Source organism: Kocuria salina, assembly GCF_013368965.1.
In the GTDB taxonomy this organism is placed as follows: domain Bacteria; phylum Actinomycetota; class Actinomycetes; order Actinomycetales; family Micrococcaceae; genus Kocuria; species Kocuria rosea.
Genome location: NZ_SSSF01000001.1, coordinates 114,327 through 139,957 on the forward strand (window position 1 = coordinate 114,327; position 25,631 = coordinate 139,957).

The 25,631-nt window shown below is 74.9% G+C and carries 23 protein-coding genes; 10 read left to right on the plus strand and 13 right to left on the minus strand.

The window, feature by feature from the left end; translation table 11 throughout:
• The first annotated feature begins 405 nt into the window (after nucleotides 1–405).
• Both allB and E7Z53_RS00565 read left to right on the plus strand, forming a co-directional pair.
• Entirely contained in the window at nucleotides 406–1,725 is a 1,320-nt protein-coding gene (gene allB, locus E7Z53_RS00560) for an allantoinase AllB (protein ID WP_176337215.1), read from the plus strand.
• Between the two features lie 204 nt (nucleotides 1,726–1,929).
• Nucleotides 1,930–3,315, plus strand: a complete 1,386-nt coding sequence (locus E7Z53_RS00565; RefSeq protein WP_176336913.1) for an 8-oxoguanine deaminase — start codon at nucleotides 1,930–1,932, stop codon at nucleotides 3,313–3,315.
• Nucleotides 3,316–3,510: 195 nt separating this feature from the next.
• Here E7Z53_RS00565 and E7Z53_RS00570 read toward each other — a convergent pair whose 3' ends face one another.
• Both E7Z53_RS00570 and E7Z53_RS00575 read right to left on the minus strand, forming a co-directional pair.
• On the minus strand, nucleotides 3,511–5,118 hold the full coding sequence (locus tag E7Z53_RS00570; protein ID WP_109243103.1) for a nucleobase:cation symporter-2 family protein: 1,608 nt from the start codon (nucleotides 5,116–5,118) through the stop codon (nucleotides 3,511–3,513).
• 158 nt (nucleotides 5,119–5,276) lie between these two features.
• Nucleotides 5,277–5,774 carry a nucleoside deaminase gene (locus tag E7Z53_RS00575; RefSeq protein ID WP_035923319.1) on the minus strand — a complete coding sequence of 166 codons (498 nt, stop codon included), beginning with the start codon at nucleotides 5,772–5,774 and terminating at the stop codon, nucleotides 5,277–5,279.
• Nucleotides 5,775–6,168: 394 nt separating this feature from the next.
• Between E7Z53_RS00575 and E7Z53_RS00580 the strand changes: the two genes are divergently transcribed.
• From E7Z53_RS00580 to moaA, 4 genes are read left to right on the plus strand one after another with little or no spacing between them, the layout of a single operon-like run.
• Nucleotides 6,169–7,692, plus strand: coding sequence for a xanthine dehydrogenase small subunit (locus tag E7Z53_RS00580; RefSeq protein ID WP_035923321.1), 1,524 nt, complete (start codon nucleotides 6,169–6,171; stop codon nucleotides 7,690–7,692).
• Nucleotides 7,689–10,073 carry a xanthine dehydrogenase molybdopterin binding subunit gene (gene xdhB, locus E7Z53_RS00585; protein WP_176336914.1) on the plus strand — a complete coding sequence of 795 codons (2,385 nt, stop codon included), beginning with the start codon at nucleotides 7,689–7,691 and terminating at the stop codon, nucleotides 10,071–10,073. The genes E7Z53_RS00580 and xdhB overlap by 4 nt, the downstream gene beginning before the upstream one ends.
• 1 nt (nucleotide 10,074) lies before the next feature.
• Nucleotides 10,075–10,929 (plus strand): xanthine dehydrogenase accessory protein XdhC, encoded by an 855-nt coding sequence (gene xdhC / locus E7Z53_RS00590; RefSeq protein ID WP_176336915.1) that lies wholly within the window; start codon nucleotides 10,075–10,077, stop codon nucleotides 10,927–10,929.
• A complete protein-coding gene (gene moaA, locus E7Z53_RS00595; RefSeq protein ID WP_176336916.1) occupies nucleotides 10,926–12,056 on the plus strand; it encodes a GTP 3',8-cyclase MoaA in 1,131 nt (376 codons plus the stop codon). The genes xdhC and moaA overlap by 4 nt, the downstream gene beginning before the upstream one ends.
• A gap of 39 nt (nucleotides 12,057–12,095) precedes the next feature.
• On the opposite strand, the gene E7Z53_RS00600 is transcribed toward moaA, so the two are convergent.
• Nucleotides 12,096–13,001 carry a lysylphosphatidylglycerol synthase domain-containing protein gene (locus tag E7Z53_RS00600; protein WP_176336917.1) on the minus strand — a complete coding sequence of 302 codons (906 nt, stop codon included), beginning with the start codon at nucleotides 12,999–13,001 and terminating at the stop codon, nucleotides 12,096–12,098.
• Between the two features lie 93 nt (nucleotides 13,002–13,094).
• Between E7Z53_RS00600 and E7Z53_RS00605 the strand changes: the two genes are divergently transcribed.
• Nucleotides 13,095–13,862, plus strand: coding sequence for a CDP-alcohol phosphatidyltransferase family protein (locus E7Z53_RS00605; RefSeq protein WP_176336918.1), 768 nt, complete (start codon nucleotides 13,095–13,097; stop codon nucleotides 13,860–13,862).
• Here E7Z53_RS00605 and E7Z53_RS00610 read toward each other — a convergent pair.
• From E7Z53_RS00610 to E7Z53_RS00630, 5 genes are all read right to left on the minus strand, one after another.
• On the minus strand, nucleotides 13,855–14,721 hold the full coding sequence (locus E7Z53_RS00610; protein ID WP_176336919.1) for a class I SAM-dependent methyltransferase: 867 nt from the start codon (nucleotides 14,719–14,721) through the stop codon (nucleotides 13,855–13,857). The two genes, E7Z53_RS00605 and E7Z53_RS00610, sit on opposite strands and share 8 nt — an antisense overlap.
• Entirely contained in the window at nucleotides 14,718–15,902 is a 1,185-nt protein-coding gene (locus E7Z53_RS00615) for a glycosyltransferase family 4 protein (protein ID WP_217905329.1), read from the minus strand. Before E7Z53_RS00615 ends, E7Z53_RS00610 begins: the two co-directional genes overlap by 4 nt.
• Nucleotides 15,899–16,318 carry a 6-pyruvoyl trahydropterin synthase family protein gene (locus E7Z53_RS00620; RefSeq protein ID WP_017834754.1) on the minus strand — a complete coding sequence of 140 codons (420 nt, stop codon included), beginning with the start codon at nucleotides 16,316–16,318 and terminating at the stop codon, nucleotides 15,899–15,901. The genes E7Z53_RS00615 and E7Z53_RS00620 overlap by 4 nt, the downstream gene beginning before the upstream one ends.
• Before the next feature lie 27 nt (nucleotides 16,319–16,345).
• On the minus strand, nucleotides 16,346–17,353 hold the full coding sequence (locus tag E7Z53_RS00625; protein WP_176336920.1) for a zinc-dependent alcohol dehydrogenase: 1,008 nt from the start codon (nucleotides 17,351–17,353) through the stop codon (nucleotides 16,346–16,348).
• 115 nt (nucleotides 17,354–17,468) lie between these two features.
• Nucleotides 17,469–17,666 carry a hypothetical protein gene (locus tag E7Z53_RS00630; protein ID WP_255219436.1) on the minus strand — a complete coding sequence of 66 codons (198 nt, stop codon included), beginning with the start codon at nucleotides 17,664–17,666 and terminating at the stop codon, nucleotides 17,469–17,471.
• Between E7Z53_RS00630 and E7Z53_RS00635 the strand changes: the two genes are divergently transcribed.
• The 3 genes from E7Z53_RS00635 to E7Z53_RS00645 all read left to right on the plus strand — a co-directional run bounded on the left by E7Z53_RS00635 (nucleotide 17,646) and on the right by E7Z53_RS00645 (nucleotide 19,777).
• Nucleotides 17,646–18,176, plus strand: a complete 531-nt coding sequence (locus E7Z53_RS00635) for a maleylpyruvate isomerase family mycothiol-dependent enzyme (RefSeq protein WP_369597932.1) — start codon at nucleotides 17,646–17,648, stop codon at nucleotides 18,174–18,176. The two genes, E7Z53_RS00630 and E7Z53_RS00635, sit on opposite strands and share 21 nt — an antisense overlap.
• Before the next feature lie 73 nt (nucleotides 18,177–18,249).
• Nucleotides 18,250–18,783, plus strand: coding sequence for an alpha/beta fold hydrolase (locus tag E7Z53_RS00640; protein WP_017834750.1), 534 nt, complete (start codon nucleotides 18,250–18,252; stop codon nucleotides 18,781–18,783).
• 52 nt (nucleotides 18,784–18,835) lie between these two features.
• Nucleotides 18,836–19,777: a hypothetical protein gene (locus tag E7Z53_RS00645; protein WP_176336921.1), complete on the plus strand. Its 942-nt coding sequence runs from the start codon at nucleotides 18,836–18,838 to the stop codon at nucleotides 19,775–19,777.
• A 2-nt stretch (nucleotides 19,778–19,779) separates the two neighbouring features.
• On the opposite strand, the gene fmdA is transcribed toward E7Z53_RS00645, so the two are convergent.
• The 5 genes from fmdA to E7Z53_RS00670 form a co-directional block, all read right to left on the minus strand.
• Nucleotides 19,780–21,033: a formamidase gene (gene fmdA, locus E7Z53_RS00650; RefSeq protein WP_176336922.1), complete on the minus strand. Its 1,254-nt coding sequence runs from the start codon at nucleotides 21,031–21,033 to the stop codon at nucleotides 19,780–19,782.
• 40 nt (nucleotides 21,034–21,073) lie between these two features.
• Nucleotides 21,074–21,358: an FmdB family zinc ribbon protein gene (locus tag E7Z53_RS00655; protein WP_176336923.1), complete on the minus strand. Its 285-nt coding sequence runs from the start codon at nucleotides 21,356–21,358 to the stop codon at nucleotides 21,074–21,076.
• A 162-nt stretch (nucleotides 21,359–21,520) separates the two neighbouring features.
• The gene (locus tag E7Z53_RS00660; RefSeq protein ID WP_176336924.1) at nucleotides 21,521–22,948 is read right to left on the minus strand and encodes an FAD-binding oxidoreductase; all 1,428 of its coding nucleotides are present in this window, start codon (nucleotides 22,946–22,948) and stop codon (nucleotides 21,521–21,523) included.
• 111 nt (nucleotides 22,949–23,059) lie between these two features.
• Nucleotides 23,060–24,883, minus strand: coding sequence for a M23 family metallopeptidase (locus E7Z53_RS00665; RefSeq protein WP_176336925.1), 1,824 nt, complete (start codon nucleotides 24,881–24,883; stop codon nucleotides 23,060–23,062).
• 184 nt (nucleotides 24,884–25,067) lie between these two features.
• Entirely contained in the window at nucleotides 25,068–25,592 is a 525-nt protein-coding gene (locus E7Z53_RS00670) for a mycothiol transferase (protein ID WP_017834744.1), read from the minus strand.
• Nucleotides 25,593–25,631: the final 39 nt, after the last annotated feature.

A 25,631-nucleotide genomic window follows, 5' to 3' on the forward strand; every position in this document is an offset into this window, starting at 1 on the left:
AAGACGCCGCAGCGGCCGGGGACCACCGACCGGGGCGGGAAGCAGAGCGACGAGCAGGGGCATCGACCGGATCCGGGTCAACCGTCCGCGGAGCCCGGACAGCGCGCGGACGACGCTTCTGACGCCGCAGGGCGTGCGCAGCAGGTGAGTGCGGACCCTGCGGCGATCGCCCGGGAGGACTCCGCCCGCGCGGCCACCAAGCCGGCCGCCGCCCGGAGCGCCTTCGAGGCCGAGCAGGCGCACAAGCTGGACGTGAGCCACGACGTCAACGACCCCGAGCGCGTGCGCCGGCTGATCGCCGACTACAAGCGGGAGCACGGGATGCCTGCCGATGCCGCGGAGGCCTCCCGCCCGGCGTCGGGTGACGCCGGCACCGATGCGCACGGCCACCGCGAGTTCGACCTCGTGGTGCGGGGGCAGAACGTCTCCTGCGGGGACCACTTCGCTCCCCGCGAGGTCGGCGTGCGCAACGGCAGGATCGTGGCCATCGAACCCCTCGGCGCCGGCCTGGTCGGCCGCGAGGTCGTGGAGCTGGCCGAGGACGAGCACCTGCTGCCCGGCCTGGTGGACACCCACGTGCACATCAACGAGCCCGGCCGCACCGAGTGGGAGGGTTTCGCCTCCGCCACCCGCGCGGCCGCCGCCGGGGGCGTCACCACGGTCCTGGACATGCCGCTCAACTCGGTCCCGGCAACCGTCAACGTGCCGGCCCTCGAGTACAAGCGCCTCTTCGCCCAGAACAACGTCTTCGTGGACGTCGGCTTCTGGGGCGGGGCGATCCCCGGCAACAAGCCCGACCTGCGCGAGCTGCACGACGACGGCGTCTTCGGCTTCAAGTGCTTCCTGCTGCACTCCGGGGTTGACGAGTTCCCCCATCTGGAGGCCGACGAGATGGAGGAGGACCTCGCCGAGATCAAGACGTTCGACTCGCTGATGATCGTGCACGCAGAGGACTCCCGGGCCATCGACCGTGCCCCGCGGCCCGAGGGGGACGTGTACGAGAACTTCCTGAAGTCCCGCCCGCGCGGCGCCGAGAACCTGGCCATCGCCGAGGTCATCGAGCGCACCCGCTGGACCGGCGCCCGCTCCCACATCCTGCACCTGTCCTCCTCGGACGCTCTGCCCATGCTGGCCACCGCGAAGCGGGACGGCCTGGACATCACGGTGGAGACCTGTCCGCACTACCTCACCCTGCTCGCCGAGGAGGTGCCCAACGGCGCCACCGCCTTCAAGTGCTGCCCGCCCGTGCGGGAGGTCGGCAACCGCGAGCTGCTGTGGGAGGGACTGATCGACGGGACCATCGACTTCATCGTCTCCGACCACTCCCCCTCGACCCTGGACCTCAAGGACCTCGACAACGGCGACTTCGGGGTGGCTTGGGGTGGGGTCTCCTCGCTGCAGCTGGGGCTGTCCCTGATCTGGACGGAAGCCCGGCGCCGCGGAGTGGACCTGGGCCGCGTGGTGGAGTGGATGTCGACGAAGCCGGCCCAGCGGGCCGGCCTGCGTGCCAAGGGCAAGGTCTCCATCGGCTACGACGCCGACCTGGTGGTCTTCGCGCCCGACGACGCCTTCGTCGTGGACGCCGGGAAGCTGCATCACAAGAACCCCATCACCCCGTACCAGGGCAAGGCGCTGTCCGGAAAGGTGCGCAGAACCTATCTGCGGGGCAGCGCCGTGGACTTCCGGACTCCGTCGGGCCGACTGATCCGGCGCGGGGAGAGCTGACCGGACGCCGTCCGGGCCCGTCGTCGTCGGGGCCCGGACGGTTGAAGGCGAACATCCGCCGGTGCTACGGTCACCGGGACCGCGGGAGCGGTCTCCTGGATCAGCAGACAGGACCTCACTGAGCTGGCGGCGCCGCGTGCCGCCCTCGGACCACACGAGGCGCACGGCGCCGGTGACGAGACCTGCGACCCATCGGAGAACCCTGTGCGTCCCCACACCTCGAACCCCGGCTCCCACCTGCTGTGGCTGCGCGAGCCCCTGGCCCTGTACACCGGCGAGGACACCTCCGCGGACACGGCCGGCGGTGTCGTGGTGGACACCGCCTCCGGCACCGTGGTGGAGCTGGTCCCGGCCGGCGGAGCCCCGACCGTTCCGTGCGGGGTCCTCGACGCCCGGGAGCACGTGGTGGTGCCCGGGCTGATCAACACGCATCACCACTTCTACCAGACGCTCACGCGCGCCTGGGCGCCCGTGGTCAGCGTCCCCCTGTTCCCGTGGCTGCGGGACCTCTACCCCGTGTGGGCCCGCCTGCGCCCCCGCGACCTGCAGCTCGCGACCACGGTGGCGATGGCGGAGCTGCTGCTCTCGGGCTGCACCACGGCGGCCGACCACCACTACCTGTTCCCCGGCGGCATGGAGCACTCGATCGATGTGCAGGTCGAGGCCGCCCGGAACCTCGGCATGCGGGCCGTCCTCTCCCGGGGATCCATGAGCCTGGGCGAGCGCGACGGCGGGCTGCCCCCGCAGCAGACGGTGCAGGAGGCGGAGACGATCCTCGCCGACAGCGCACGCCTGGTGGGGACCTACCACGAGCGCGGCGACGGCGCCCGGACCCAGATCGCGCTGGCCCCGTGCTCACCGTTCTCGGTGACGCGGGAGATCATGCGGGACACCGCCGTCCTGGCCGGCGAGCTGGACGTGCGGCTGCACACCCACCTCGCCGAGACCATCGACGAGGAGGACTTCTGCCGGGAGCGCTTCGGGCTGCGGACGGTCGACTACCTCGAGTCCACGGGCTGGCTCACCGACCGGACGTGGCTGGCCCACGGCATCCACTTCGACGACGCCGAGGTGGCCCGCCTGGGCGCGGCCGGGGTGGGCGTGGCCCACTGCCCCACGTCCAACATGCGCCTGGCCTCCGGGATCTGCCGGGCCGTGGAGCTCGAGGAGGCGGGAGCCCCCGTGGGACTCGGGGTGGACGGGTCCGCCTCCAACGACGCCTCCAACCTGGTGCAGGAGGTCCGGCAGGCCCTGTACGTGCAGCGGCTGCGCTACGGGGCGGAGGCCGTGACCCCGGAGCGGGCCCTCGGCTGGGCGACGCGCGGCTCCGCGCGTCTGCTCGGCCGCCCGGACCTCGGTGTGCTGCGCCCGGGCGCCCAGGCGGACCTCGCGATGTTCCGGCTGGACGGGCTGCGCTTCTCCGGCGCCCACGACCCGCTCTCCGCGCTGCTGCTGTGCGGCGCGGAGCGCGCGGACCGGGTCATGGTGGGCGGGCGCTGGCTCGTGGAGGACGGTGCGATCACTGGTCTGGACGTGGAGGCGCTCACCGCCGAGCACTCCGCGGCGGCCCGCCGCCTGGTGAACGCCTGAAGCTCCCGGCCCCGCCGGGCCCGGCGCTCGCGGACCGGGCCGGGGCGGGGCGCCGCGGCCCGGTGGCAGCGAGCTGAGCGGACCGGCCCGGACACCATCGCAGGGGCGTTCCCCGCTTCCGCCCGGCGGTGCGCCGGTTGGAGGCGGGGAACGCCCCTGGTCGAGGCCTCGCACGTGGGGTGCGAGCCCGGGTGCTCAGGCCGTCGCGTCCTTGGCGGCGAGGACCGTCCGGATCTGTCCCGTGTGCGTGATCTCCCCGTCGTCGATCATCCTCCGGACGTCGTCGAAGTGGTGCTCCGCCACGACCGCCACCTCGGCTCCGTCGCTGTCCACCACGGCACCGTCCTGGATCCGGTCGCCCTCCCGCAGGTGCGCCAGGGTGTCCGCCCGGACGACCCGCACCGGCGCCGCCGCCATGACGGACTGGTGCCGGGAGTTGCCGGCGGCCAGCTCGTTGAACAGCAGGTTGAGAGCGATGGCCACGAGTGCTGCGGCGCTGATCCCCGAGCCGAGGATGGTCTGCGTCCAGGAGGGGAAACCGGCGTAGAACTGGGGCGCGGCCACAGGGATGAGGCCGAACGCGAAGGCGACCGCCACGATGACGAGGTTCATCGAGTTGTTGAAGTTCACCTTGCCCAGCGTGCGCACGCCGGAGGAGGCCACCGTGCCGAAGAGCACGATCGACGCGCCGCCGAGGACCGGGGTGGGAATGGCCGCGACAACCTCGCCGATGACGGGGAACAGCCCCAGTCCCACCATGATGACGCCGGCGGCCGTGACCACGAAGCGGCTGCGGACGCCCGTCACCGCGACGAGGCCCACGTTGGCGGCGAAGGCCGTCTGGGTGAACGAGTTCAGCAGCGGCGCCCCCGCGGAGGAGAGCATGTCCGCCCGCAGGCCGTTGGCCACGCGCTTCGAGTCGACCTTGGCCCCCGTGATCTCGCCCACCGCGAGGATGTCCGCCGTGGTCTCGGTCATCGTCACGAGCACCACGATGAGCATCGAGATGATCGAGGCGACCTCGAAGGTCGGGGGGCCGAAGGCCAGGGGCGTTGGGAAGGTGACGATACCGCCCTGGCCCACACCGGAGAAGTCCACCATCCCCATCGTGTGGGCGATCACGGTGCCGAGCACGAAGGAGAGCAGGATGGACAGGCGCGAGATCATCCCGACGCCCACCTTGGACAGCACCAGCACGATGAGCAGGGTGATCCCGGCGAGCGCGAGGCTGCGGGGGTCGGCGGCGCCGCCCTCCCCGCTGCCGGCGGCCCAGGAGATCGCGACCGGCAGCAAGGAGATGCCGATGACCGTGATCACCGTTCCGGTGACCACCGGCGGGAACAGCCGGAGGACGCGGGAGAACGCGCCGGCGAGCAGGAAGCCCACCACCGAGGAGACGAGCACGGCCCCGAAGATGGTGGTCAGGTCGTTGCCACCGGCCAGGATCGCGAGCATGGGGGCGACCCCGGCGAAGGACACGCCCTGCACGAGCGGCAGCCTGGAGCCGAGGAAGGGCGCCCCGAAGCTCTGCAGGACGGTGGCGACCCCGCCCATGAGCAGGCAGGAGCTGATGAGGAGGGCGATCTCCTCGCCGGAGAGCCCGGCGGCCTGCCCGATGATGAGGGGGACGGCGACGATGGCGCCGTACATGGTGAGGACGTGCTGGAAGCCGTAGGCGGTGGTCCGCCCCAGCGGCAGCCGCTCGTCCTCCGGTCCGGGTGCGGGCGCCGGGCGCCCACGGCGGATCGTGCGGGCCGCGGTCGTGCGGGCGTCGGTCGGACGGTCAGGTGTGGTCGATGACATGGAAGGAGCCTCCTTCAGCGCGCAGGCGTCGGCTCTGCTGCGCAAGGTCCGGCGATCCTCTGTTTTTCCGGGGCCCGGCCGCTGCCGGCGGGGCTCCCGTGAAGTGTCCAGATCTGATGGTCCCGGTAGGAGCCGACCGGGGCGGCGGGGTGCTCGGATCAGTACGCGGTGCGCTGGGCGTTGCCGGCCCAGGCCTCGAACGGCTCCGTGCGCGTGGCGAGGGCGACGTGGCGGACCGGAAGGGCCCGGTCCCGCTCCTGCGCGCTCCGGGCGAAGAACTCGTAGAACTCGGCGTCGTCGAATCCGCCGGCCGCGGCGTCGTGCCGGTCGGCGGCGAAGTACACCGCGTCCAGCCGGGCCCACAGCGAGGCCGAGAGGCACAGCGGGCACGGTTCGCAGCTGGTGTAGAGCACGGCCCCGCTGAGGTCGAAGGTCCCCAGCTCGCGGCAGGCGCTGCGGATGGCCATGACCTCCGCGTGCGCTGTGGGGTCGTGGTCCGCCGTCACGCGGTTGACGGCGGGGAACTCCCGCCCGTCCGCGGTCACGACGACGGCGCCGAACGGCCCGCCGTCGCCGGCGGCGTTCTCCGCCGCGAGCTCGACGGCACGTTCCAGGTGGACCTGGGTGCGCGGAGCGGTTTCGTGGATGGTCGACATGATGCTCAGGTCCTCACGGATCGTGGGGAACCCGAGAAACGGCTTGTCCGTCGGCGGGCCCGCCCGGCTGTCAGATCATGCCCGGTAGATAGCCCCGGTCGACCGGGGCCCGCCTTTGGCTGAGGCCAACCTAGGGGAGATCGACGTGATCCACAACACATTGTGGAAGAATTCTTCCAGATACACCCTGACCCGGTGGTGGCGCCCGAACTCTTGCGGCCCCGTCACGGCGTGGTTATGGTGTGACTCAGCCTACGGCGGGTCCTGAAGCGGACTATCTACCGGGCGAGCAACGACGAATCGCGCTGGTCCGCCGCCAGAGAGCTCCCGGTACCCCCGGGGAACCACCTGACTCCAGGTCGCGGCCAGTGGCATGCACCGAGGAGCAGCAGGCATGAGCGACATCCGAGTGACGGTCAACGGTCGTACCCGGAGCTGTGACGGGCTCGGCCCGCACACCCGGCTGCTGGACTGGCTGCGCGGCGAGGGACTGACCGGGGCCAAGGAGGGCTGCGCCGAGGGCGAGTGCGGTGCCTGTGCGGTGCTGGTCGCCCGGCCGGACGGCGAGGGACGCAGCCGGTGGACCTCCGTCAACGCCTGTCTGCCCCCCGCCGCCGCCTTCGACGGTCAGGAGGTCGTCACCGCAGAGGGCCTCGGCACCGCGGGCGGCACCGGCACGCCGGCGGCGTTGCACCCCGTCCAGCAGGAGATGGCGTTCCGGGGAGGCTCCCAGTGCGGCTACTGCACCCCCGGCTTCGTCTGCTCCATGGCCGCCGAGTACTACCGGCCCGAGCGCGAGGCCCCCGGCGCGACCGCCGAGGCGGCCGCCGGGGCGCAGACCGGCACCGCGGTCGTCGGCGAGGAGCACGCGGCCGACCACGAGTGCGGGCCCAACGGTTTCGACCTGCACGCCCTGAGCGGCAACCTCTGCCGCTGCACCGGCTACCGGCCCATCCGCGACGCCGCCTACGCCCTGGGGACTCCGGCCGACGCCGACCCCCTGCTCCGGCGCCAGGAGCGGCCCGCGCAGCCCGCCCCGCCCACCCGGGTGGAGGCCGACGGCGCACGGTTCGTCCGTCCCGGCTCCCTGGAGGAGCTCTTCGAGCACCTGGAGGACACCCCGGACGCCCAGCTGGTCGCCGGTTCCACGGACGCGGGCGTGGGCGTCAACATCCAGCACGCCCGTCCGCCGCTGACCCTGGCGGTGGACCGGCTCGAGCAGCTGCGCACGCTCGAGGTGGGACAGGAGCAGGTCGAGATCGGGGCGGCCCTGAGCCTGTCCGAGGTCGAGCGCGGCCTCGCCGGGCGGGTGCCGCTGCTGGACCAGCTCTTCCCCCAGTTCGCCTCCCGTCTGATCCGCAACGCCGCGACGTTCGGCGGCAACCTCGGAACCGGCTCGCCCATCGGGGACTCCGCCCCGGCGCTGCTGGCCCTGGGCGCGTCCGTGGTCCTGGCCTCCGCCGGGGGCGAGCGCGAGGTGCCCCTGGACGAGTACTACACCGGGTACCGGCAGAGCGTCCGCCGCCCCGGGGAGATCATCCGTGCCGTGCGGATCCCGCTGCCGACGGCCCGGTACAGCGCGTTCCACAAGATCGCCAAGCGACGCTTCGACGACATCTCGAGCGTGGCCGTCGGCATCGCCGTGCACGTGGAGGCCGGCACGGTCACCTCCGCGCGGATCGGTCTGGGCGGGGTGGCGGCCACCCCGATCCGCGCGCAAGCCCCGGAACGCATCCTCAGCGGTGCGCCGTGGAACCGTGACACGGTCCTCGCCGCGGCGGCCGAGCTGGCCGGGGAGGGCACCCCGATCGACGACCACCGGGCCAGCGCCCGCTACCGCTCGGCCATGCTCGAGCAGGCCCTGCTCAAGTTCTGGACGCAGCACGCGTCCGCCCCCGACATGGAGGTGTCCCGATGACGTCCCTCGCCGACCGCCCCGTCAACCCCGTGGTGGGCGTGCCCGTCGCGCACGAGAACGCCGCCCTGCACGTCACGGGCACGGCCCTGTACACCGACGACCTGATCGTGCGCCACCAGGACGTGCTGCACGCCTGGCCCGTGCAGGCCCCGCACGCCCACGCCCTCGTGCTGGACCTGCGCACGGCCCCGGCCCTGGCGGTCCCCGGGGTGGTCCGGGTCCTCACCGCCGCGGACGTGCCCGGGGTCAACGACGCCGGCACCAAGCACGACGAGCCGCTGTTCCCCACCGAGGTCATGTTCCACGGGCACGCGGTGTGCTGGGTGCTGGGCGAGACCCAGGAGGCCGCCCGGCTGGGCGCCGCAGCGGTCGAGGTCGACTACGAGCCGCTGCCGTCGCTGGTCACCGTGGCCGAGGCGATCGAGGCCGGCAGCTTCCAGGGCGCTCAGCCCACCGTCAGCCGCGGGGACACCAGCACCGCGCTGGCCACCGCGGCCCACCGCTTCAGCGGTGAGTTCGAGTTCGGCGGCCAGGAGCACTTCTACCTGGAGACCCACGCCTCCTTCGCCTACGTCGACGAGGGCGAGCAGGTCCTGGTGCACTGCAGCACCCAGCACCCCACGGAGACCCAGGAGATCGTCGCCCACGTCCTCGGCCTGCACAGCCACGAGGTCACCGTGCAGTGCCTGCGCATGGGCGGCGGGTTCGGTGGCAAGGAGATGCAGCCGCACGGCTACGCCGCCGTCGCCGCCCTCGGCTCGGTGCTGACGGGCCGGCCGGTGCGGCTGCGGCTCAACCGCACCCAGGACATCACCCTGTCCGGCAAGCGCCACCCCTACCACACCCGGTGGGAGGCCGGTTTCGACGAGAGCGGCCGCCTGCAGGCCCTGGAGGCCACCGTCACCAGCGACGGCGGGTGGAGCCTGGACCTCTCCGAGCCCGTGCTGCAGCGCACGCTGTGCCACATCGACAACGCCTACTGGATCCCGCACGTGCAGGTCCACGGCCGGATCGCACGGACCCACAAGACCTCCCAGACCGCGTTCCGCGGCTTCGGCGGCCCGCAGGGCATGCTGGTGATCGAGGAGGTCATGGGCCGCTGCGCCCCGTTGCTCGGCCTGGACCCCACGGAGCTGCGCCACCGCAACCTCTACGTCCCCGGCCAGACCACGCCCTACGGCCAGCCCGTCCGGCACGCCGAGCGGCTGCGCACCATCTGGACCCAGCTGCTCGACCGGGCCGAGGTCGAGCGCCGCCGCGAGGAGATCGCCGCCTTCAACGCCGCCCACCCCGACACCAAGCGGGCGCTGGCGGTCACCCCGGTCAAGTTCGGCATCTCGTTCAACCTCACGGCCTTCAACCAGGCCGGCGCCCTCGTGCACGTCTACAAGGACGGGTCCGTGCTCATCAACCACGGCGGCACCGAGATGGGACAGGGGCTGCACACCAAGATGCGCCAGGTCGCGGCCACGGCCCTGGGCGTGCCCCTGGAGACCGTCCGGCTCGCGCCCACCCGCACGGACAAGGTGCCCAACACCTCCGCGACGGCCGCCAGCTCCGGGGCGGACCTCAACGGCGGGGCCGTGAAGAACGCCTGCGAGCAGATCCGCGACCGGCTGGCCGAGGTCGCCGCCCGCAAGTTCGACATCCACCCCGATGACGTCCGGTTCGTCGACGGCACGGTCACCGGGATCGGCTTCCATGACCGGCAGATGTCCTTTGCCGAGCTCGCCCACGACGCCTACTTCCAGCGGATCTCGCTGTGGGCCGCCGGCTACTACCGCACCGAGGGGCTCCACTGGGACGCGGCCCGGATGCAGGGCGAGCCGTTCAAGTACTTCTCCTACGGCGCCTCCGTCTCCGAGGTGGAGGTCGACGGGTTCACGGGCGCGTACCGGCTGCTGCGCACCGACATCGTCCACGACGTGGGCGACAGCCTCTCCCCGCTGATCGACGTGGGGCAGATCGAGGGCGGGTTCGTCCAGGGCGCCGGCTGGCTCACGCTCGAGGAGCTGCGCTGGGACGAGTCCGACGGGCCGCACCGGGGCCGGTTGGCGACCCAGGCGGCGAGCACCTACAAGCTGCCGAGCTTCTCGGAGATGCCCGAGGAGTTCAACGTGCACCTCTTCGAGGAGGCCACCGAGAGCGGCGTCGTCTACGGCTCCAAGGCCGTGGGGGAGCCGCCCCTCATGCTGGCCTTCAGCGTGCGCGAGGCGCTGCGGGAGGCCGCGGCCGCGTTCGGGCCGGGCGGGCGGAGCACCGAGCTCGCGAGCCCCGCCACCCCGGAGGCCGTGTTCTGGGCGGTCCAGGAGGCGCGCCGCGCCCTGCCCGTGGCGGACGTCGCCGCGTCGACCGCTCCGGCCGCTCCGGCGGCGCGCTGACGTGGACTGGCTGGACGCCCTGCAGCACCTGCGCGCGGAGGGCGCGCCGGGGGTGCTCGTCACCGTCACGGAGGTGCGCGGGCACGCCCCCCGGGAGGCCGGGGCCAAGATGGTCGTGGCCGAGACGGACACGTGGGACACCGTGGGCGGCGGCAACCTCGAGGCCACGGTGGTCGAGCGGGCGCGGGTCCTCCTCGCCACTGGGGCCACGGTCCCGGAGACGCTGACCTTCTCGCTCAACGAGCACGCCGCCGTGGAGCACGGGCGCCAGTGCTGCGGAGGCGTGGTCAGCGTGCTGCTCGAGCCCCAGGGCGCCCGCCCCGTGGTCGCCGTGTTCGGTGTGGGCCACGTGGGTCACGAGCTCGCCCGGGTGCTGTCCCGCCTGCCCCTGAACCTGCACCTGGTGGACAGCCGGGAGGGTCAGCTGGCCCCCGCCCGGCTGGCCGACGTCACCGACGGAGCCGCGCAGGTCCGCCTCCACCACAGCCCCGTCCCGGAGAACGTGCTGGCCGGGCTGCCGGCCGGGGCGCACGTGCTGATCATGAGCCACGACCACGCCGAGGACTTCGTGCTGTGCGACGCCGCGCTGCGCCGGGACGACCTCGGCAGCGTGGGCCTGATCGGCTCCCGGGCCAAGTGGGCCCGCTTTCGGCAGCGGCTGCGCGCGGAGGGCCATGCGGAGAGCACCGTGGATCGCATCACGTGCCCCATAGGTCTCCCGGGCATCCCCGGCAAGGCGCCCGCGGTGATCGCGATCAGCGTCGCCGCCCGCCTGCTCCAGGACCTCGCCGGCGCACCGGCTGCGGCGCCCGCGGACCCTGGACGCCCGTCCGAGACGATCGAGGCGGTGACATGAGCGTTTCCCTGGGACTGCCCCGGCTGCGCAGCACCGGTCCGGGCCCCAGCGGCGCCCCGGCCGGGGCCGGGCTGATGGACCGCCACGGCCGCCGCGCCACCGACCTGCGCCTGTCGGTGATCGACAAGTGCAACCTGCGCTGCACCTACTGCATGCCCGCCGGCGGCCTGCCCTGGCTGCCCGCCGCCCAGCTGATGACCCCCGCCGAGATCACCCGCATCGTGCGCGTGGGCGTCGAGCAGCTCGGGGTCACCGAGCTGCGCCTGACCGGCGGGGAACCCCTGGTCCGGGCCGACCTCGAGGACATCATCACCGGGATCCGTGCTACCCACCCGGACCTGCCGGTCTCGCTGACCACCAACGGCATCGGTCTGGCCGCCCGCGCCCAGGGCCTGGCCGAGGCCGGGCTGAGCCGGATCAACATCTCCCTGGACTCCCTGGACGCGGCGACCTTCCGCGCCCTGGCCCGCCGGGACCGCCTGGCCGACGTGCTGGCCGGGGCCGAGGCGGCGGCCGCGGCCGGGCTGACCCCGGTGAAGATCAACGCGGTGCTGATGCGCGGGGTCAACGACCACGAGGCCCCGGAGCTGCTCGCGTGGGCGCTGGCGCGCGGCTTCGCCCTGCGGTTCATCGAGCAGATGCCCCTGGACGCCGACCACGGCTGGACCCGGGCGGACATGGTCACCGCCGCCGAGATCCGCCACCGGCTCGCCGGCCGGTTCCGGCTGGCCCCGCACCCGGGGCCGCGCGAGGGCGCCCCGGCCGAGCTGTGGGACGTCCACCCCCGCACCCCCACCCCGGACGAAACCCGGGCCGCCGGCGCCGGGGGCTCCGGTGGCGCACCGCTGGGCACGGTGGGGGTCATCGCCTCGGTCACCGAGCCCTTCTGCGGCGACTGCAAGCGGACCCGGATCACCGCCGAGGGCAGGATCCGGTCCTGCCTGTTCTCCCACGAGGAGGTCGAGCTGCTGCCGCTGCTGCGGGCCGGTGCCACCGACGCCCAGCTGGCCGAGCGCTGGCGGGCGGCGATGTGGGCGAAACCGGCCGCCCACGGCATGGACCACGTAGGCCTGGACTCCTCCGACTACGTCCAGCCGGAGCGCTCGATGAGCGCGATCGGAGGCTGACGCGCACCACGGGCCTCCCGACGCCGGTCGACCGGCTCGTCACCCGCGGGGAGAACCGGCTCGGGGAGAACCGGCGCGCCGGGGCAGCAGCCAGCCCGCCAGGACCACGGCTCCCGGCAGGGCCGAGATCAGGGCGAGCAGCCCGTAGCCCATCGAGATCGCGAAGCCGGTCCCGGCGGGCAGGCCGTGGGCCATCGCGGCCAGGGTGGTGATCCCCTCCCGCGGACCCCAGCCGCCCACCCCGACGGGCACGGACATCCCGGCGAGGCCCAGCACGGTGGTCCCCCACAGGTTCGCCAGGGTCTCCTGGGGTGCGGTGCGCACGGCCGCCAGCAGGAACAGCCCCTGGTAGCAGGCCCAGGCGAGCACGGACAGCGCCCACACCCCGGCCCGGTCCCGCGCCGGGGCGCCGCTCGTGGAGCGCCAGGCGACGGCACCCACGGCGAGCGCCCCGAGGCCGAGGACCGTGGCGAGCCAGCCGCCGACCGCCAGGGCCGGGACGACCCCGGCCGCGAGGAGCACGGACGTCCCCGCCAGCCGTTCGCCCAGCACGGAGCCGCCGGCGCCGGGCCAGCTGTCGCCGCGCCGGCGGCGGCGCAGCACCCGCACGGCGTCCCCGGTCACGCCCCCGGGCAGCAGCAGGTTGACGAGCCCGGACGCCCAGCACTCGCCCAGCGCCTCCCGGAAGCCGATCGGTGTGGCCCGGTTGCGAGCCACCAGCCGCCAGCGCTGGGCCTGGGCCGCGGTGGCCACGAGCCCGGCGCCCAGGGCGAGCGCCACGGTGGCGGGGGTGAGGATCCCGACGGCGCTGCGGACCGCGTCCGTGCCGAGCACGCGGAACAGCATGGCGAGGAGGACCAGCCCGGCCACCGCTTGCCCGGCGGCGAGCAGCACGCGGAGTACGGGCCGCCGCCGCGTGGGGGCGGGCGTGGTCTCGGCGGGCATGGGCGCAGTCTAGCCACCGCCCGCCGCCGCCCGGATTGACGCGGCGGGCCGGGCCCGCCCAGGATGAAGACCCCCGACGCGGAAGGCGACCGCATGCCCCTGGCCCGTTCCACCGGCCCGCACTCCTCGGCGCGCCGGGACGGTCTGCTCGCCTTCGCGGTGCTGGGCGGCGCCCTCGCGGCGCTCGTCCTCCTGGCGGACGCGGCGCTCCCCGTGCTGGCGTGCTCGGTGCTGCTGGGTCTCGCCGTGCTCGGGGCGGTGGTGCGCAGCACCGTGCGCCGCCGCGGCGAGCCCTACGGCCCCGCCGACCGGGTCACCGTGGGCCGCTCCGTGCTCGTCGCCCTGGCCGCCGCGCTCCTGCCCCTGGGGCTGGCCCCCGTGCTGGGGCATGACGGGGGCCGGCCCGCCGACGCCTGGTGCTGGGCCGTGTTCGCCGTCGCGCTGCCCGCGTGGCTGCTCGACGGGATCGACGGGTGGGTGGCGCGCCGCACCGGGACCGCCACGCGCGCCGGGGCCCGGTTCGACCAGGAGGTCGACGCCGTGCTGCTGCTCTTCCTCTCGGTGGCGGTCGCCGCCCGGATCGGGCTGCCGGAGGCGTGGTGGGTGGTGGTGATCGGCGCCCTGCGCTACCTCTTCCTGCTGGGTCTGCGGGTGCGCCCGGCGTGGCGCCGCGAGCTGCCCTTCTCCTCGTACCGGCGGGTGGTGGCGGGGATCCAGGGCGGCGTCCTGCTCGGCGCCCTGGTCCCGCTGATCCCGCTGCCGCTGGCCGTCACGGCGACCGTCGTGGCGCTCGTCCTGCTGCTGGTGTCCTTCGGCTGGGACGTGCTGTGGCTGGAGCGGTGCGCCCGCGGCCTCAGCTGACGGGCGGCAGGCCGAGCACGTCCGCGTGCCCCACCGTGGCCCGCAGCCGGCCGCGGGCGCAGTCCACCAGGCGGGTCCGCAGCCAGGCGTGGGCCTCGGCCGTGAGGTCCGGGCGGTGCTCCACGGCGGCGTCCGCGCGGTCGGCGAGGAACCGCTCCAGGAGGGGCCGGGCCCACGGCTGGTCGGAGATCCACCAGGGGGTGGGCGTCACGTCCACGACCATGCCGCGCTCCTGCAGGGCCTCCGCGGCCAGCCGCACGGCGTCGGTCCCGGCGAGCTCGCCGCGGTGCTGGTGGTCCTCGAAGGCCCCCAGCACCGGGGGGTCCAGGTGGTGGGGCGGGTCGATGAGGACCTCGCCGTCGACGGTCAGGGCGAGGAGCGCCGGGACGGCCTCCTCGGAGAGCACGCGCGCCAGGTCCCGGAGCTGCTGCCGGGTCAGCAGGTCGAGCAGTGCGGAGCACGTCACGAGCCGGCGGGCCGCCGGGTGCTCCGCGAGCACCCGGCCGAGCTCCTCGACCCCGGCGAGGACGGGCACGACGTCGGCCCCCTCCGCTCGGGCGGCGGCCACGGCCTGGTCGAGCAGCTCGCGGTCGTGGTCGAGCAGGATCCAGCGCTGGGGGCCGGGGAGGTGCCGGGCGAGCCAGGCCCGGTTCGCGCCCGTCCCGGCGCCGAGGTCCACCACCACGACCGGCTCGGTGTCCGCGGCGCCGGGGGCCGCGGCCGGCGGCAGCTGCTCCCAGTGCCGCACGATGCGGGCGATCAGCGGCAGGGAGTCCTCGCGGGCCGCGGCGTCGGCGGGCTCCCGCAGGGCCAGCCAGTCGCCGGCGACGGGACGGTCGGGGGCGGAGTGGTTCGTCATGACGGTCTCCTGGTGCGGTCGTGGTCGTGGTCGGGGTCGGGACTGCGCCCGAGGGGATCGGACGGGTCGAGGGGCGGGTCGAGGTGCGGGCCGATCGCCGCGAGGACGTCGCGGGCGGTGTCCGTCCAGCTGCGCAGGCGGTCGCGGCGGACCAGTGCGGCGGCCCGCCACTGCGCGCGCAGGGCGGGGTCGGTCAGCCAGTCGCGCAGCACCGCGGTCCAGGCGGACGGGTCGGCGAGGTCGAGGGCGGCACCGGCCCGGAGGCCGGCGCCGGGCGGAACACCGGTGTCGGGCGCACCCCGGGGCCCCGGCGTGCCGTCGAGGGCCTCGACCGCACCGGTGCCGGCCGCGACCACCGCGGGCACGCCGTGGGCGAGCGCCTCGGTGACGACCATGCCGTAGGTCTCGGTCGTGGAGGGCAGCAGCAGCAGGTCGGTGCGCGCCCACTGCCGGGCCAGCGCGGCGCCCTCGAGGGGACCGGGGCAGCGCACGCGCCCCGGATCGGGGAGGTCCCGGACTGCCGCACGCAGGGTGCGGACGTGCCCGGGGTCGCCCTCGGGGCCGACGAGGTCGAGGGTCCAGCCGAGGGCGGTCAGCGGCGCGAGGGCCTCCAGCAGGAGGCCCTGATTCTTGCGCGGGGTCAGGGACGCCAGACAGGTCAGCCGCGGCGGGCGCGACCCCGCGGCCACCGGTCCGCGCTCGGCCCCCGGCTCGGCCACGACGGCGTCCGCGGTGCCGTAGCGGCGGAGGAGATCGCGGGCCGCCCAGGCGCTGGGCACCAGCACGCCGGTGGCGGCGGCGAGAGCGGCAGCCTCCCGCCGGGCGAGCTCCGTGGCGGCCGCGGGGTCCAGCCCGGTCTCGGCGGGCAGGGGCAGGTGCACGAGCAGGTGCACGGGCAGCCCGGAGCGCACGGCGTCGTCGACCGCCTCCGGTGCCGCGCACCCCACGAGGCCGTCGAGGACGACCGCCCGTCCGGGGGCCGGTGCGCCCAGCGCGCGCCGCAGCCGGGCCCGGGCGGCACCGTCCGGCGCGGGCCAGCACCCGGCCACCGGCACGAGCCGGGCCGGGCGCCCCAGGGCGTCCAGCGCCGCCACGAGCCGGCGGTCGTAGAGCGAGCCGCCGGTGGGCCGCCCGCCGTCGTCGGGCACCACCACGTCGATGCCCGCGCGCGCGGTGCTCACCGGGCGGGGGCGGGCCCGCCGCGCTCGCTCAGCACGGGCAGCTCGAGGGTGTAGGAGGCCCAGGCGTCGGGTGTCTCCCGGAGGGTCACGGTCAGCCGCTCGAGCCCTTCGACGAACGCCGCCCCCGCCGCGAGCCGCTCGGCGACGTACTGGGCCAGGACCTCCGTGGTGGACAGCCGGCCCGCGAAGTCCGGGTGCTCGTCGAGGTTGCGGTAGCGCAGCCCGTCGAGGACGCCCGCGAGCAGGTCGTTGGCCACGCCGATGTCCATGACCACCCCGTGCTCGTCGAGGACCGGCCGGGACCAGGTGGTCTCCACCACGTAGGTGGCCCCGTGCAGGTTCTGGGCGGGGCCGAAGAACGGGTCCGGCAGGCTGTGGGCGATCATCATGTGGTCTCGGACGGTCAGGGTGAACACGGAGCTCCTCGGGTCGGTGGGGGGCGGTCAGTCGTAGTGCACCACGTGGCACAGGATGTCCGGGGCTCCTGCGGCGAGCCGCGCCATCGTGGCGGGCAGCTCCTCGAACGAGGAGCTCCCGGAGAGCAGGGCGTCGAAGCGGGGGTCCCGGAGGGCGTCCAGCGCGGTGGCGAGCCGGTCGGCGGTCGTGCGGCGGGCCCGGCGGGCGGGGGCGACGACGCCCACCTGGCTGGCGCGCAGCTGCAGCCGGCGGGCGTGGAAGTCGGCGCCGAGCGGGACGGCAGGGTCCTCGTCGCCGTACCAGGACAGCTCGATCAGCTCCCCCTCGTCGCCGAGCAGCTCGAGCCCCCGCGCCAGGCCGGCGGCGGTGGAGGAGGCGTGCAGGACGACGTCGCACTCCCCCGCGGCGTCCTCCGGCAGCACGTGCTCCACGCCGAGCCGGGCCGCGAGCCCCCCGCGGGACGGCTGCGGGTCCACGAGCTGCAGCCGGGCCAGCGGGAAGCGGGCCAGCAGCGCGGCCGTGCACGCGCCGATCATCCCGGCGCCGACCACGGCCACGCGGTCCCCGAAGCGGGGCGCGGCCTCCCACAGCGCGTTGACGGCCGTCTCCACCGAGCCGGCGAGCACCGCGCGCCCGGAGGGGACGTCGTCGGGCACCGGGGTCACGGCGGAGGCGGGGAGCACGTAGCGGTCCTGGTGGGGGTGGAGGCTGAAGACCCGCCGGCCCACCAGGTCCTCCGGCCCCTGCTCCACGACGCCCACGGAGAGGTAGCCGTACTTCACGGGGCCGGGGAAGTCCCCCTCCTGGAACGGGGCGCGCATCCGCCCGTGCACGCGCGCCGGGACGAGGCCGCGGTGGACGAGCGACTCGGTGCCGCGGCTGACCCCGGAGCGCAGCGCCCGCACCAGGACGTCCTCGGGGCCCGGGACGGGCAGCTCCGCGGTGCGCAGCTCTCCCCGGCCGGGCTCCACGGTCCAGTAGGCGCGGCCGGTGCGGGGGTCCTCCGGCGGGGCGGGGTGAGCGGCGTCGGTCATGGTCCCATTGTGTCCTGACGGCCGCGTCGCGCCACCGGGTGACCACGGCGCGCCCCCGTGACCCCCGTGCCCTCGGCCGACCACGCCGCCGCGGGGTCGGCCGGGCGCTGCCGGGTCAGCCGGGCGCCCCGTGGTCGGCCGGCGGGGAGCGGACGTCGCCGGGCTCCTCGTGCAGCTCGGCGAGTGCCCGGCGCAGCGCGGCATAGCGCCGCGCCCCGAGCCGGCGCCGCCACTGCTCCTCCACCTCGGCGACCACCCCGGCCGCCACCGCCTGGGCGGCCCGGGATGGGCGGTGCGGGACGTCGCGGCCCACGTCATCGCCTCGCCCCAGGTCGGTCTCGCCGATCTCGTCCCGGCCCTGTGGCGGGGCCGCGGGGACTACAACCGCGCCCTGTACCTGGACGCCCGGGCCCGCGGCCGCCGGCCGGTCGAGTCGATCCTCGCCGACTACCGCCGCCTGGACGGCTCGAGGCGCCACCCGCCGGGCACGACCGTCCGCGAGCCGCTGCTGGACGTCCTGGTCCACACCCAGGACATCGTCCTGCCCCTGGGCCGGCACCACGCCATGCCCCCGGAGCCCGCACGCACGGCCGCCGACCGGGTGTGGTCCATGCCCTTCCCGTTCCGGGCGCGCCGGAGACTGCGCGGGGTGGCGCTCACCGCGACCGACGTCGACTGGCACGCCGGCAGCGGCCCCGAGGTCCGAGGCGCCATCGACGCGCTCCTGCTGCTGCTGACCGGCCGCACCGCGGCGCTGGACCGGCTCGAGGGGCCCGGCCTCGACGTCGTGGGAGCAGGCCCGGGAGCCTCCCGCCGCTCTTGACACCTCGCCGCGGCGGCGGGGACGCTGGTGGAGGCGGCGTCCGCCGTCACCTCCCCCGTCCCCGAGGTGACCCATGGTCCAGCGCATCCTCTTCCTGCACGGTGCCGGGCCCCAGCCCCGCACCGGCGACAACCCGGTGCTCGAGGCCGTGCGGCGGCAGTGGCCCGATGCCGACCTCGTGGCCCCGGACCTCCCGAGCCCGGAGGACCCCGACCCGGACCAGTGGCAGGAGGCGATCGGCCGGGCCGTCCGCGCCATCCCGGACGAGCCCTGGGTGATCGTGGGCCACTCCCTCGGCGGGTCCGAGGCCCTGCGCTTCCTCTGCCACCGGATCCCCACCCTGCTGCAGCGCGTCGTGACCGTGGCGGCCCCGTGCTGGTGCCCGGAGCACCCGGACGTGGAGGAGCAGGGGTTCGCCCTGCCCTCGACCGTGGGCCGGAAGCTCGCCGACCTCGAGATCGTCGTGGTCCACGCCGAGGACGACGACGTGGTGCCCCCCGCCCACGCGCGCTGCCTCACCGAGCGGCTGCCCTCGGCCCAGCTCGTGCTGCTCCCCTCCGGTGGGCACCTGCCGACGTCCTGGACGGACCGGGGTCTCATTGCGTGAGCCGGACCCGCCCGGCTCGGCAGGACGGCCGCCGTGCGAGAGCATGGGCACCATGAGCCGATCGCACCCGCAGCACCGCAGGACCGTCCGCACCCTGGGGGCCGCCGCGCTCCTCCTGGGACTCACCGTCCCGGCCCCCGCGGCGGCGCTCCCGGACGCCCCGGGCGGCGCGGCCGCCACGACCGCGGCGGTCACCGTCCCCGCCTCCTGCGGTCCGGCCGCGGGTCCGCTGCCCGCCGCGGTGGGACCCGCGGCGCAGGACGACCGGCGCGCCCTGACCACCGCGCTGGACGGGCTGAGCGCGGCGGTGGGCGCCGAGATCGGGCTGCTGGTGCAGGACGCGGACGGCCGCACGGTCTTCGCCCACCGCCCCGAGGTGTCCGGCATGGAGGCCAGCCTCTCCAAGGTCCCGCTGGCCCTCACCACCATGCGCCTGGCCGCCGAGCGGGACGGCCGGCTCACGGAGCAGCAGCGGGCCCTGATCCGCGACAGCGTCCACGAGAGCGGCAACGAGTCCACCACCGCTCTCTACGGCGCGCTCGGGCCCACGCTCTCCGCCATGGAGGGCGAGCTCAACGAGACCTACGACCTCATGGGCGTCAGCTCGACCCGGTCCTCGGGCGGCTGGGGCCACAACCTGACCACCGCCTCCGACCAGCTGGCCGTGCTGGGCACGGTCGTCCACGGGGCGGACTGGCTGCCCGAGGAGGACCTGGCCTGGCTGCGGGAGCAGATGCGGCCCACCCATCCGTCCCAGACCTGGGGCGTGGGCGCGGCCCGCGCGGACGGGTCCGGGGCGGCGGACTCCCTCGTCAAGAACGGGTGGCTGCCGGACGCCGGCGGCGCGTGGGACACCCACAGCGTGGGGCGCACGGTGTCGGGCGGGACCGCCCACCACATCGCGGTGCTGGGCTCCGGCTACCCCTCCGCGGCCTGCGGCCAGGACGTGGCCACCGCCGTGGTCGACCTGTACCTCGCGCTCGGGACCGGCTGAGCTCACGCGGCCGCGTGCGGCGCCCCCGCGCCCGGATCCACCCGGTGCGGTCCGGACGCGGACGGCCGGACGTCGAAGTCGAAGATCGCGGTGGGCAGATAGACCGTGGCGCAGGAGTTGGGGATGTCCACCACCCCCGAGAACCGGCCCTCGATCGGCGCGGCGCCCAGCAGCAGGTACGCCTGCTCCGGGGAGTACCCGAACTTCGTGAGGTAGTCGACGGCGTGCAGGCACGCCCGCTGGTAGGACAGCTGCGAGTCGAGGTAGCGCTGCTCCCCGTCGAGGGTCACCGAGGTGCCGGAGAAGGCGATCCACTCGCTGTACTGCGGGTCCGTCCTGCCCGGCAGGAAGATTGCGTTCTCCGTGACCCCGTAGGCCTCCATGCCGCCCTTGATGAGGTCCACGTGGAAGTCGATGAACCCGCCCATCTCGATGGCGCCGCAGAACGTGATCTCGCCGTCGCCCTGGGAGAAGTGCAGGTCGCCCACGGAGAAGTTCGCGCCGTCCACGAAGACGGGGTAGAAGACGCGGGTGCCCTTGGTGAGGTTCTTGATGTCCTGGTTGCCGCCGTTCTCGCGGGGCGGGGCGGTGCGCGCGGCCTCCGCGGCGACCCGCTCGACGTCGGAGCCGGGAACCCCGCCGAGCAGGGCGTTCTCCGGCTCGGGCGGCAGCGCCAGGGGCGGGACCCGGTCCGGGTCGGTGGCGATGAGCGCCCCTTCGCGCGCGTTCCACCGGGCCAGGAGCTCCGCGGAGGGCGCGGTGCCCATCAGGCCGGGGTGGACGATGCCGGTGAACGAGACCTCCGGGACGTGCCGGGAGGTCGCGGTCTGGCCGCGGAAGTCCCAGATCGCCTTGTAGGCGTCCGGGAACCGGTCGGTGAGGAAGCCTCCACCGTTGGACCGTGCGAAGACGCCGGTGTACCCCCAGCCCTGCCCGGCCAGGGGGCCGGAGTCCTCCTGCGGGATGGGGCCGACGTCGAGGATGTCGACGACGAGCAGGTCGCCCGGCTGGGCGCCCTGCACCGCGAACGGGCCGGAGAGCTTGTGCACGGTCGTCAGCGGCGCGTTGAGGACGTCCTCGGCGGAGTCGTCGTTGACGATCGCGCCGTCGAACCACTCCCGGCAGTGCACCCGGAACGTGTCCCCCGGTCGCACGGTGGCCACCGGGGGGATCTCCGGGTGCCACCGGTTGTGCCCGACCAGCTGCTGGTCCTCGAACGGCCGTGACGAGTCCAGGGGAAAGATGAGCTCCGGCATGACGTGCCTCCTTGGCGGCTGTGCTGCGGTGGTGTGCCTCTCAGGGCCGGGGAAGTCTGCGGTGCAGGGGGTTGCCGGTGGTGCGGGGCGCTCGCCGGGAGCCGGGCGGGGGCGCGGCGACGACGTCGGGCTCCGCGGCGGTGCGCTCGGTGCGCTCGATCAGCCGGGCCGCGGGGGTGCCGGCCTGGGAGAGCCCGGGCGCGCTCATCAGCCGCCGCGCCGCGGAGCCGCAGCCGGGGCAGTCGCTCTCGCGCGTGGCCGCGCCCATGGCCAGGAGGACCTCGAAGTCGCCGCACTCCCGGCACCGGTACTCGTAGATCGGCATGCGGGGCGCCTCCCGGGAACGCGGGGTCTCTGGACTGACGACCCTAGTGCGGGGTCCGTGGCCGGGGAAGGGCTGCCATCGACATCGCCCGGACATGACGGGGCGGGGCCGCAGGTTCCTCGGGGCGCGAGCCCGCACCAGGAGGCCCTGCCGGACGTGCGCTCAGGGCCGGCCGGGCGGCACGTTCAGGTTGTGCCGGAAGAGGTTCCCGGGATCGTAGCGGTCCTTGAGGGCGGCCAGCCGCTGGTGCTTCTCCCGCCCGTAGGCCAGGCGGGCCGCCTCCACCGGGTCGCCCCCGAGCTCGGCGTCGGGCCCCATGAGGCCGACGTACTCGCCGTGCTCGGCGAACGGCTGCATCGTGTCCCGCACGGTCCGCACGAAGGCTGCGAGGTGCTCGTCCTCGGCCGGGTCGTGCCGGACGCCGTGCACCGTCAGCCAGTACCGTGCGGACCGGTTGGGGAAGGCGGTGGCCTCCTCGGGCACCCTGCCGAAGGAGCCCTCGAGGTGGTGGACGTCGATGCCGGTGCCTCGGCAGGTGATCCCGGAGGCCAGCCCGACGAGGACGTCGACGACCTCGTCGTCCAGCCGGGAGAAGGGAAGGTTGCGCCAGTGGCCGTGCGAGCCCCGGGGGAAGAGCCCGTCCCGCGCCCCCTGCCACGCGAGCCAGGGCGTCGGGCCCATCTCCTCGGCGTCGGGCGGAGCGTCCTCCCGCAGTCCGTCGACGACGTCCAGGCCTGCTGCGTGGTCCTCCGAGACCCAGCTGAACCCCACGGTCAGCACCGGTTCCTCGCCCATCCCGGCCGCCGGGGGCGGGATCGCGAAGGTGAGGACCGGGTTCATCTCGTCCGGCAGACCGCGCGACCACGCGGCGAAGGTGGACAGGGCGCCCGCCCAGCGCGGCCTTCGGTAGTGGAGGTTCCCCGCGAGCACGGTGGACGGCAGCCGGCGGGCCCGGAAGGTGAAGGAGGAGACCACCCCGAGGTTGCCCCCGCCGCCGCGGAGCCCCCAGAACAGCCCGGCGTTCTCCTCCTCGCTGACGTGCAGGTGGTCGCCGGCTGCGGTCACGACGTCGGCGGAGTCCAGGTTGTCGAGGCTCAGCCCGTTGCTGCGGGTCAGCCACCCCATGCCCCCGCACAGGGTCAGCCCCGCCACGCCCACCGCGCCGGTGAGGCCGCCGGGAACGGCGAGGCCGTGCCGGGCCGTGGCGCGGTCGAGAGCGGCGAAGGTGGTGCCGGGCTCCACGCTCACGAGCTGGTTCGCGGGATCGACGACGACGCCCCGCAGCCGCCCGAGGTCCAGCACCAGGCGGCCCTCGACCGTGCCGTGGCCCGCCACGCCGTGCCCGGCGCCCCGCACCGCCAGCGGCAGGCGCGTGCGCTGGGCCGCGGCCAGCGCCAGGTCGATGTCGGCGAGGTCCCCGGCCCGCACGAGAGCCCGGGGACGGGCGTCGATCAGGCCGTTCCAGACGCGGCGGGCCCTGTCGTAGTCGGCGTCCCCCGGCTCCACCAGCGCCCCGGCGAGACGGCCCCGGAGTTCCTGGAGCGCCCTGGTCGTCCCGTGGTCCGGCGCACCGTGGTCGGTGGTGCTCATGGCTCCCGCTCCCGCGCGAAAATAATTCGTCGGCCCGGGGCAAATTCTAGTCGTCCGCGTTCCCGACTCGGCAGATGACCTCGTCACGCCTGCATAACTCCGCGCGGGACGTCAGGGACGGACGGTCCCGTCCGCTCCGGCGGCCGGCCGGAGCTCGGCGGCCGGAGCCGCCCCGGCGGCCGGCCGGAGCTCGGCGGCCGGAGCCGCCCCGGCGGCACCGGCGCCCTCCGCGGGGCCGGCCGGATCGGCCGGGTCGGTGGTCCCGGTCCTGCCGGTGGCCGGCCCGGCCGCGGCCTTCGGCGCCGGGCTGTCCGGCTCCGCGTCCTGGTCGTTCGGGATCCCGTCGCCGTCGCGGTCCAGGTCGTCCTCGTTGCGCAGGCCGTCGCCGTCCATGTCCGGGTCGTCAGCGTTGTCGATGTCGTCCCCGTCGAGATCGGGGTCCTCGTGGTTCAGCAGGGGGGCGCCGTCGAGGAGGTCGCCGTCCAGGTTGTCGTCGTCGACGTCCGGGATCCCGTCCTTGTCGGTGTCCCGCTGCGCGTCCGGAATCCGCGGGGCGACTCCCGGTTCGAGCTCGGGCTCCACGTCGGGCTGAGGCGCGGGCTTCACCACGGGCTCGGGTGCCACCGGAGGCAGCTCTGGCTCCTCGAGTACCGGCGGGGCCGGAACGGGCTCGGGCACGTCAGGATCGGCCGGAGGAGCAGCCGGCACGGATGGGGCAGCCGGCACGGCCGGGATGGCAGGGGTGGCCGGCACGGGTGGGGCAACCGGAGCCGGGGCGGCCTCCGCCTGCTGCACGGGCGGCTTGGCGTTTCCGGCCTTCTCGGCCTCTGCTCGCTTCGCGGCCTCGGCCTTCTTGGCGACCTCCGCCTTCTTCACCGCATCGGCTTTCTTCGCAGCCTCGGTCTTCTTCGCGGCCCCTGCCTTCTTCGCCGCCTCGGTCTTCTTGGCGGCCGCCGCCTTCTTCATCGCCTCGGCCTTCTTCGCGGCCTCGGCCTTCTTCGCCGCCTCGGCCTTCTTGGCGGCCTCCGCCTTCTGCGCGGCCGGGTCCTCGACCGTGTCCGGGACGGGGACCTCGAGGGAGTACTTGCTGCGGGAGGCGGGGATGACGCGCATGCCGTCGACCCAGTCGAAGGACTGCGGGTCGACGGCCTGCCCGTCCACCCAGGTCTCGAAGTGCAGGTGCGGGCCCGTGACCCGAACGCCGGTGGCCCCCACCGTGCCGAGCTGCTCGGAGGCGGCGAGCCGGTCCCCGGTCCGGACCCGGACGTCCTCGAGGTGGTTGTAGGTGGTCCTGATCCCGTCCGCGTGGGTGACCTCCACCCGGTTGCCGCCCCAGACGTCCCAGAACACGGCCGTCACCACGCCGTCGAGGGCGGCGACGACGGGCAGGCCCGCCGCGGCGGAGACGTCGGTGCCGTTGTGGAACTCGCGCCCGCCGCGGTCCGGGGCGATCCGCCAGCCGAACTGGCCGCCGGGCAGGACGGCGCCGGGACGGGCCGGCGCGATGATCGTGTTGACTGGCAGCTCGCCCTGGTACAGCTTCGGCGCCTGCCGGCCCGGGCGCACGGTCGAGGCCGACTCGCGCCCCCCGTCACCGCGGCCCGTCCCGGCCCGCCAGGAGCCCTGGCCCGCGCCGCCGTCCCGCACGGGCGAGGTCGTGCGGTCGTCCCGCAGCGGCCCGGCCGGCGGAGCGGGCCGCTCCTGCCCGGCCGCGAGCAGGCTCCATCCGCTGTCCCGCTGCTCCGTCCGCTCCGCGGAGGCCGCCGGGGCGCCGAAGGCCGAGCCCCGGCCCTGCCCGGTGTCCGGGCTGATGCCGGAGCTGACCGCCACGCTGACGGCCACCAGCGCCGAGAACGCGGTGAGCGCGGTCACCGGCGAGGACGCGCGCTGGCGCAGACCGGGGCGGGCGGAACGGCGAGAGGAGTCGCGGGGCATGACGGTGTTTCCCCCAGGATGTCGCGACGAGCGACGTGAAGATCGTGCAGGAGTTCGAGGTGCTGGGACCCAGCGTGATCAGCTTAAGCGAACGGAGTCTGACCACCGAGGAAACTCCCGTCCCCACATCAGCGCCTTGTCATGCGACGACTTGATGCAAACGCAAACGCCTCGGGTCGGACGGTCAGTAGGGCCCCGACCACCCGTCCTCGAGCAGACCGCGGACGTAGGCGGCCTGGCCGAGGTGCTGCGCGGCGTCGTCGACCGTGCTCACCAGGCGGGCGCCCCGGGTGACGGGCGGGGTCCACGACCGGTCCACCACGTCGTCCAGCTGAGCCTCCGTGAGTCCGTGCACGTACGTCACGGTGCGCTCGACCACCGCGTCGAGGTAGCCGCGCAGCAGGTCGGGGGACGCCACGCGGATCCGTGCGACGTCCTCCGGCCCGTCTCCGAAACCCATGGAGGAGTCGGGGACGTCGAGGCCGAACCGCCCGCTCCACCCCTCGGCGGTCCACACCTCCTCCGTACCGGCGAGCTGGGCCACCTGTGCGTCCTGCTGGCGGGACGCGTGCCACACCAGCCAGACCACGGAGTTCGCGGTCCCGCCCGGCATGGTGTGCAGCACCTCCGCCGAGATGCCCTCGAGCACGTGCTCCGCCACCTCGGACGGGCGGCGGGCGGCGTCCTCGAACAGTTCCTGCGGCGTCATCGCGACCACTCCTTCCTCGCCGGGGCCGGGCCGGCCCCT